At 71.8% G+C, this 7,390-nt stretch carries 7 protein-coding genes; 5 read left to right on the plus strand and 2 right to left on the minus strand.

What is annotated here, in order from left to right; translation table 11 throughout:
- Nucleotides 1–30 precede the first annotated feature (30 nt).
- Nucleotides 31–438 carry a ribonuclease domain-containing protein gene (locus tag WH85_RS28295; RefSeq protein WP_045745063.1) on the minus strand — a complete coding sequence of 136 codons (408 nt, stop codon included), beginning with the start codon at nt 436–438 and terminating at the stop codon, nt 31–33.
- Nucleotides 439–574: 136 nt separating this feature from the next.
- Nucleotides 575–2,050, minus strand: coding sequence for a hypothetical protein (locus WH85_RS47470; protein WP_157411255.1), 1,476 nt, complete (start codon nt 2,048–2,050; stop codon nt 575–577).
- Between the two features lie 595 nt (nt 2,051–2,645).
- On the opposite strand from WH85_RS47470, the gene WH85_RS28305 reads away from it, so the two are divergent.
- Genes WH85_RS28305 through WH85_RS28325 form a run of 5 tightly spaced genes read left to right on the plus strand, consistent with a single transcriptional unit; the run spans nt 2,646 to nt 7,264 of the window.
- Nucleotides 2,646–5,306, plus strand: coding sequence for a sensor histidine kinase (locus tag WH85_RS28305; protein ID WP_045745076.1), 2,661 nt, complete (start codon nt 2,646–2,648; stop codon nt 5,304–5,306).
- Entirely contained in the window at nt 5,303–5,710 is a 408-nt protein-coding gene (locus WH85_RS28310; RefSeq protein WP_083449312.1) for a roadblock/LC7 domain-containing protein, read from the plus strand. Before WH85_RS28305 ends, WH85_RS28310 begins: the two co-directional genes overlap by 4 nt.
- 43 nt (nt 5,711–5,753) lie before the next feature.
- Nucleotides 5,754–6,116, plus strand: coding sequence for a DUF742 domain-containing protein (locus WH85_RS28315; protein WP_045745065.1), 363 nt, complete (start codon nt 5,754–5,756; stop codon nt 6,114–6,116).
- Complete coding sequence (locus tag WH85_RS28320) at nt 6,097–6,717, plus strand: GTP-binding protein (protein WP_045745066.1); 621 nt, start codon at nt 6,097–6,099, stop codon at nt 6,715–6,717. Before WH85_RS28315 ends, WH85_RS28320 begins: the two co-directional genes overlap by 20 nt.
- On the plus strand, nt 6,659–7,264 hold the full coding sequence (locus tag WH85_RS28325; protein ID WP_083449313.1) for a GNAT family N-acetyltransferase: 606 nt from the start codon (nt 6,659–6,661) through the stop codon (nt 7,262–7,264). Before WH85_RS28320 ends, WH85_RS28325 begins: the two co-directional genes overlap by 59 nt.
- The last annotated feature ends 126 nt before the right edge of the window (nt 7,265–7,390 follow it).

Here is a 7,390-nt window from a genome sequence, read left to right on the forward strand (position 1 = left end):
GCGCTCACGGCGTACCCCGGAAGGAGGGGGTCAGAGCTTGTAGAACGTGACGTAGTGGTCCGGCGTGAACCAGGTCTCCTTGGTGCTGCGGTTGACCACGATCCGGTACGCGTCCCGCGACGCCCCGCGGGCCCGGGAGTAGACGTCGTACTCGCCGTAGGAGGCGCCGGCCGGTAGCTGACCCTCGCGGTTCTGGAACGTGCCGCCGGTGTAGTTGTAGTTGCCGTACGGCCAGGCGTACCAGCCCGCGGTGGTCGGCCAGCTGAGCGAGGACCAGCCGGTCCGCGCGGTCCGCGCGTCGGTGCAGCGGCTGATGGTGCACGTCGAGTAGACCGCGGCCTGGGCGGCGTCGGTGCTGGTGGGAGCTACGACGGCGGGTGCCACCAGGGCGGCGCCGGCGAGTGAGACGGTGAGGAGGAAACGGCCGAGGATGGTCATGATCGGACTCCGATGCCATCGGGGGATGCGACCCGGACATGGCTCATCGTCACCGGCGGGGAGTCGGTGCGGTACCTCCCGGCCGCATCATTCCATCGGCGTTCGCCTATCTGTCACGCGTTCTTCCGCATGCTTTTCACGCGCCGCCGAGGCCGTTCACCCAGTCGACGTAGTCGCCCTCGCCGGGCTTGGCGCGGCCCGGCGGCGTGGCCGTCCCGGACTGGGCGGCGGCGAACCCGTCGAATGCGGGATCGCCGGCCGGGGACGCCGTCGTGGCTGCGGCAGGGGACGCCGGGGTCGCCTCGCGGCGGGAGCGCCAGCCGCCACGGATCGAGGAGGCGCGGCCCTCGGCCGGAGGCTGCTGGCCGGAGAAGCGGGGCCCGGCATCCGGCTGGGCGGGCGAGGTCGGCTGTTCCTGCGGCTGGCCGTAGGTCTGGCCCTGCGCCGAGCCGTAGGTCTGACCGCGCGGGGCCTGCGGCGGAACCGTCGCCTGACCGGACGCCGAGGCGAGGTCGGCCAGCGGGTGCGGGCGGCCGGACGTCGTGAAGATGCCGGTGTCCGAGGGACGGAGCTGCTCGTCGGGGCGCTGGGCGGCGACCGCGGCGGCCTGGGCGATCGCGGACTGGGTGGGCACGTCGCGCCGGGGGAGCGGGTTGTCCGCCTCGGGAGCGGAAGCGGTGGTGTCCGGGGCCGGCGGCTCGGGGGTGGCGACCACTGGGGCCGACGGACTGCTCGGCCGGTCGTCGCGGGGGCGGCCCGATCCGGGCGCGGGCCGGACGATCGCGGCGAGCACCGAGCCCAGCACGCCGGCACCGGCCGCGGTCATCGCGGCCCAGTAGGGGCTCAGGGTGAAGCCCGCGCCGCCGGAGCCGGGGCCGGCGATCAGGTAGGCCATCGTCAGCAGGGCCGGGCCGGGCAGCCCGGCCAGCGCCACGGCCAGGACCGGCATCCGGTGTCCGCGGGCGGTCCAGCCGACCACCAGGCCGGCGAGCAGGGCCAGGGTCGGCATGGTGAGGAACGGGGTGCGCCCGCTGAGCGCGGCCGGGATCAGGTCTCCCTCGAGCACACCGAGCCGCGAGGTGATCGTCGCGCCGCCGGGCTTCAGCGACGGGCCGATCGAGATCAGCGCGACGATCCACATCAGAACGGTCAGGGTGACGATGTTCCAGCGGGCGGCGGGCCGGGCCGCGGCGGCCCAGGCGGCGAAGATGCCGATCGCCGCGCCGAGGCCGGCGCAGACGCCGATGACGAAGGCCGGGTGCACCCCGGTGACCTGCGCGGCGCGGGCCGGCTGCATGGTCAGCGGGAGGGTGGCCAGCGCGCCGAGGGCGGCGGACAGGCCCATCACCAGTGCGCCGCCGGTGCCCACCGGCTGGGGCAGCCAGCGCTGTCGCAGACTCACGCCGACCACGGCGCCGATCGCGGCGGCGGTCATGGCGATCCAGGCGACCCAGGCGAGCTGCGACGTCCACTGATCACGCGCAGTGACCTCGATGACGCGGTCGAACCGCACCAGGGTGAGCGCGTAAGCGATGCCGAGCTGGCCGGCGCCGACCACCGCAGCGGCGGTGGCGGTGGTGGCCGACAGCTTCACCCAGCTCCGAAATGCCATGGTGAGCACGTTACGGAATATTCGGCGTGACACGCCAGTCAGGCGTCCGCTTCTTAAGAAATCCTAAAGTCTCGATCATGGGTGATCGATCGGCGTGACTACTGCGTGATCACACTCCGTCATTCGAGACTCGTATATCGGTAGTTGCCACGCGTTCGTCCGCAGTGGACACTGTCGCGACACGGACAACGAGTCCGTCGCGTCGCGCCGATCCTTGCCACCGTGAGACGCCACCGTGGGACGGCGGATGAGCCGCGATAAACCGAGGTCGCGGGATGATCGTCCCACATAGTGGTTGAAATCGAGATGGTGTTCGGTGAGCGCGTGATCACGGAAGGTCGCGAGTGAGGTATTCGCGCACGTCAACCCCGGGAGCTCGGCGATGCCGCGCTCGCGCGCGCGCCTATCACCCGGACACGCGGGTTGTTCGCGGGAGGATCCAGGCTTCCCAAACGGTCCGGCGTTCTGATGAAATCGCCGCCGTGCCGAAAACGGCGCGGGCCCTTCTGTGGGCATCGGACGAGGCCGGACCGCAGCGTCCGATGAGCCGTCCGACGTGGTGGAGCTCAGCCGGGACGACCGCGAAGGAGATGTCGTGAGCACGGGATTCGCGGCTCTGCCCGCACGACGCGGCGGCCTGGGGATCCGCGGCAAACTCGCCGGCCTGCTCGTCCTGCCGCTGGCCGCGGTGCTGGTCCTGGCGACGGTCCGGCTGATCGAGGTCGGCGAACGCGCCGGCGACGCCGGCCGGGTGACCGAACTCGCCGCACTCGGATCGGACCTGTCCGAACTGACCCGCCTGCTGCACGAGGAGCGGATGACCGCGGTCGGCTACCTGGCGGTGCCGGCCACCCAGGAGACCGGTTTCCGGGAGGCGGTCAAGGCCGTCGACACGCAGATCCAGCTGATCCGCGCCGACCGTTCGGCGATCGAGCAGGTCCCCGCCGAGGTCGCCGCCCGCCTCGACGGCGTCGACGACTCGCTGGCCGGGCTCGCCGCGATCCGCGCCGGAGTCGGCGGGCGTGCCGACCGGAACGTGTCGGAGACCGCCAAGCGGTACGGCGTGGTCCTGACCGGCCTGTCCGGGTACGAGACGGTGGTCAGCCGGGTCGCCGAGCCCGGCGTGGTCGCCGACAGCCTGCGGGCACTGGCCGCGTTCAGCAAGATCGAGGCGGCGGCCGCCGAGCAGGCCGTCCAGGCGTATGTGGCCCGGCTCACCGGGGACGCCGGCGCGGACCGGCAACGCGCCCTGATCTCCGCCCAGGCGATCCGCGCGGACGCACTGGCCGACTTCCGCGCCGTCGCGGACACCCAGCAGATCGCCCTCGTCGAGTCGGTCCTCGGCGACGAGGAGGTCGTCCGCGCGGACACCGTGACCGCCCGGCTGACCGGTCCGAACACCGCTTCCCCGGAGGAGATCGCCCAGGTCTTCGGTGACGTCGTCGCCCTGCTCAGCGGCGCCGAGCAGCAGATCGAGGCGGAGGTGGCCGCGGTCGCGGGCTCCGCCAGCACGGCCAGTTCCCGGCGCACCACGATCGAGTTCGTCGTCGTGCTGCTGGTGCTGCTGATCGCCGTCGCGCTCGCCTTCTACCTGGCCCGTTCGCTGCACATCTCGGTGCGCCGGCTGCGCGAGGGCGCGCTGACGGTGGCCAACCGCGACCTGCCGGACGTCGTCCAGCGGCTGCAGGACGCGGAGAACCTCGGCGAGGGCGGTGTCGACCGGATCGTCGAGCAGACCAGGAACCCGATCCGGATCGTCGACCGCGATGAGTTCGGGCAGGTCGCCGAGGCGTTCAACATGGTGCACCGGGAGGCCGTCCGGGTCGCCGCCGAACAGGCCTCGCTCCGCGCCAGCCTGTCCACGATGTTCCTCAGCCTGGCCCGGCGCAGCCAGACCCTGGTCGACCGGATGATCGGCGAACTCGACCAGATCGAGCGCAACGAGGAGGACCCGAAACGCCTGGCCCGGCTCTTCGAGCTGGACCACCTGGCCACCCGGATGCGCCGTAACGACGAGAACCTGCTGGTGCTGGCCGGCGCCGAGGTCGGCACCCCGCGCCGCGAGGACGCGCTGCTGGTCGACGCGATCCGGGCCGCCCAGTCCGAGGTCGAGCTCTACCACCGGATCGAGTTCGGCAGCATCGACACCGACATCTCGGTCGCGTCGGCAGCCGTCAACGACGTGGTCCGCCTGATCGCCGAGCTGCTCGACAACGCCACCCGCTTCTCCCCGCCCAACACCGTGGTGATGGCGCACGGCAGCCGGTCCGGTGACCGGGTGCTGGTGCAGGTGGAGGACCACGGCCTGGGCATCTCGGCCGACCAGCTCGACCAGATCAACCGGCGGCTGCACGCGCCGTCCGACGTGGACGCCGGCACCTTCCGGCTGATGGGCTTCGCGGTCGTCGGCCGTCTCGCCGCCCGGCACGGCATCGGCATCGACCTGCGCCCCGGCCCGGAGGGCGGCACCATCGCCGAGGTGTCGCTGCCCGCGGACATCGTCATCATGCCCGGCCTGCCCGCGCCGCCTGCCCGCCCGGTGAGCTGGTCGCGGCCGGTGCCCGCGGTGGAGTCCCGGCCGGCGAACCGGGCACCCCGAGCGGCCGAGCCCGCCTACCGGGCGACCCGGCACGCGCCGCCACCGGCCGAACTGGACCTGAAACCCACCACCGGCCGTCCGAAACTGCCCACCCGGGTCCCGCAGGACACCGGGGAGACCCCGGGCTGGGGCGCCTCGTTCGAGGCGTTCCCCGCGCCGGCCGAGCCGGAGCCCACCCCGGCTCCCGCCCCGGCCGCCGCCACGGCGCCGATCCAGATGGAGATGCAGCAGGGCTGGTTCGACGGGGAGACGGCCGACGACGGGCGCGGCATGCCCACCGCCGGATACGCGCCACCGCCGAGCGGCGTTCCCCTGCCGCCTCTGCCGCCACCGCCCACCATCACCGTGCCCCGGCCCCGGGAAGCGGTGGAGGATAGGTGGAAGACCACGGCCGACGACGGGTGGCAACGTGCCAGGGCGGCAGCCGAGCCGCAGCACGCCGGGACGACCCGGACCGGCCTCCCGAAGCGGGTTCCGCAGGCGCAACTCGTGCCCGGAGGGGTGCAGAGTGTGCAGCGGGTTCAACAGCGTCGCAGCCCGGACGACGTCCGTGGACTACTGTCCGCGTACCACCGCGGCGTGCAACGGGGGCGGACGGACGGCGTTGCCGAAACCGCCGCCGCAGCAACATGGGCTCCTAAGGAGAATGATCAGTGACCAGGCCCCCCACCATGCACGACATGGGCTGGCTGCTCAGCAACTTCGCCGACAGTGTCGCCGGCATCGCACACGTCGTGGCGGTCTCCGCCGACGGCATCCTGCTGGCCTCGTCCCGGGACCTGCCCGCGGACCGTGCCGACCAGCTCGCCGCGATCACGTCGGGCGTGGTCAGCCTCACCGACGGCGCGTCGCGGATGTTCGACGCCGGTGCGGTGCAGCAGACCATCATCGAAATGGACAGCGGATACCTTTTCCTGATGTCCATCAGCGACGGATCGTCGATGGCCGTCCTGGCGTCGCGGAGCAGCGACGTCGGCCAGGTCGGCTACGAGATGGCCCTCCTGGTGGAACGCGTCGGCGCGGCGCTGTCGCCGACGCGTCGCGAGGCCGTCAGCTACTAGACGCCGGGGCCGACCGCTCCGGTGGAGACGAGGTGACCGCGACATGACAGAGCCGCACGATCCCCGGGGCAACCTGGTGCGGCCGTACGCGGTCACCCGTGGCCGGACCGAACCGATCCGGGACATCCCGATCGAGGCGGTCCTGGTCGCGGGTTCGGCAGCCGTGCAGGAGGCACGGTTCGCCGGGCACGACAAGTACCGCATCGCGTTGTTGTGCGAGCCCAAGGCCCAATCGCTCGCTGAACTCGCGGCGCTCACCCGCTTACCGCTCGGGGTCGCCCGGGTGCTCGTCGCCGACATGGTGGCCGACGGGCTGCTCACGCTGCACAGTGCCGCTCCCCGAACCGGATTCTCGGAGCGGATGGACCTGCTGGGAAGGGTTTTAGGTGGACTTCGCAAGCTCTGATCGGGCGGCGACACAACCCACGGAGATCACCTCCGCGAAGATCGTCATTGCCGGCGGGTTCGGCGTCGGCAAGACGACTCTCGTCGGTGCGGTCTCCGAGATCGAACCGTTGACCACCGAGGCGGTGATGACCTCCGCCGGCGCCGGGATCGACGACGCCTCCAAGGTGCCGGGGAAGGCCACCACCACGGTGGCGATGGACTTCGGCCGGATCACCATGGCCGACGATCTCATCCTGTACCTGTTCGGAACGCCCGGACAGACCAGGTTCTGGTTCATGTGGGACGAGCTGATTCGGGGCGCGGTCGGCGCGGCCGTGCTCGTCGACACCCGGCGTCTGACCGACGCGTTCGCGCCTCTGGACTACTTCGAGAACCGCCACCTGCCGTACCTGGTGGCGGTCAACTGTTTCGACGACGCGCCCCGCTACGAGCCGGAGGAGGTCCGCGAGGCGCTCGCGATCCCCGCCCACGTGCCGCTGCTCATGTGCGACGCGCGGCATCGTGATTCGGTCAAGGCCGTACTGATCGGGGTGGTCGAGCATGCGATGGCAACCCTGGTGGCCGAGCACGAGAAGGGCCACCCGGCACCGGTCGGTTAGGCGGATCCCCCGGTTCCCGGACCGGATCCTGCGCGGCGGGAACGTGGTGTTGCGGGACCTCCGCGTGTCCGACGCGGAGGATCTGGTCACCGGGGTCACCGACGCGACGACGCAGCGCTGGCTGCCGCTGCCGCACGACTACACGGTTGAACACGCCCTGACCTTCATCACCAGGACCGCGCCCGGCACCCGGATCGGCGGTGCGGGCCTGGTCCGGGCGATCGAGGCGGAGGGGCGCTTCGCCGGCCTGATCGACCTCAAACGCACCGACTGGACAGCGCGGGTGACCGAAATCGGTTACTGGGCGATGCCCGGTTCCCGGGGCCGGGGCGTGGTCACCGAGGCGACGTCGATCCTGGCCCGCTGGGTGCTGCAGGAGCTGGGTTTCGAGCGCACGGAACTGCGCGTGGCCACCGGCAACATCGCCAGCAACCGGGTCGCGGTCAAGGCCGGGTTCCGGCGCGAGGGCGTCGCGCGCAGCGCGGGCATCACGCACGGCGGACGGGTGGACCTGGTGATCTACTCCCGGATCCGGTCAGACCTCTGACGATCCTCCGGCTTTTGAAGATCAAAGTCGGAGGATCGATGTCGTAGCGGGGTGGGTGGTGCGGACCGTCGCTCCCGCCGAGGGCCCGGCGACTCCCGCTGGCCGCTACGCGTCCAACCCGCGAGA

The organism is Actinoplanes rectilineatus, assembly GCF_000962825.1.
Classification (GTDB): domain Bacteria; phylum Actinomycetota; class Actinomycetes; order Mycobacteriales; family Micromonosporaceae; genus Actinoplanes; species Actinoplanes rectilineatus.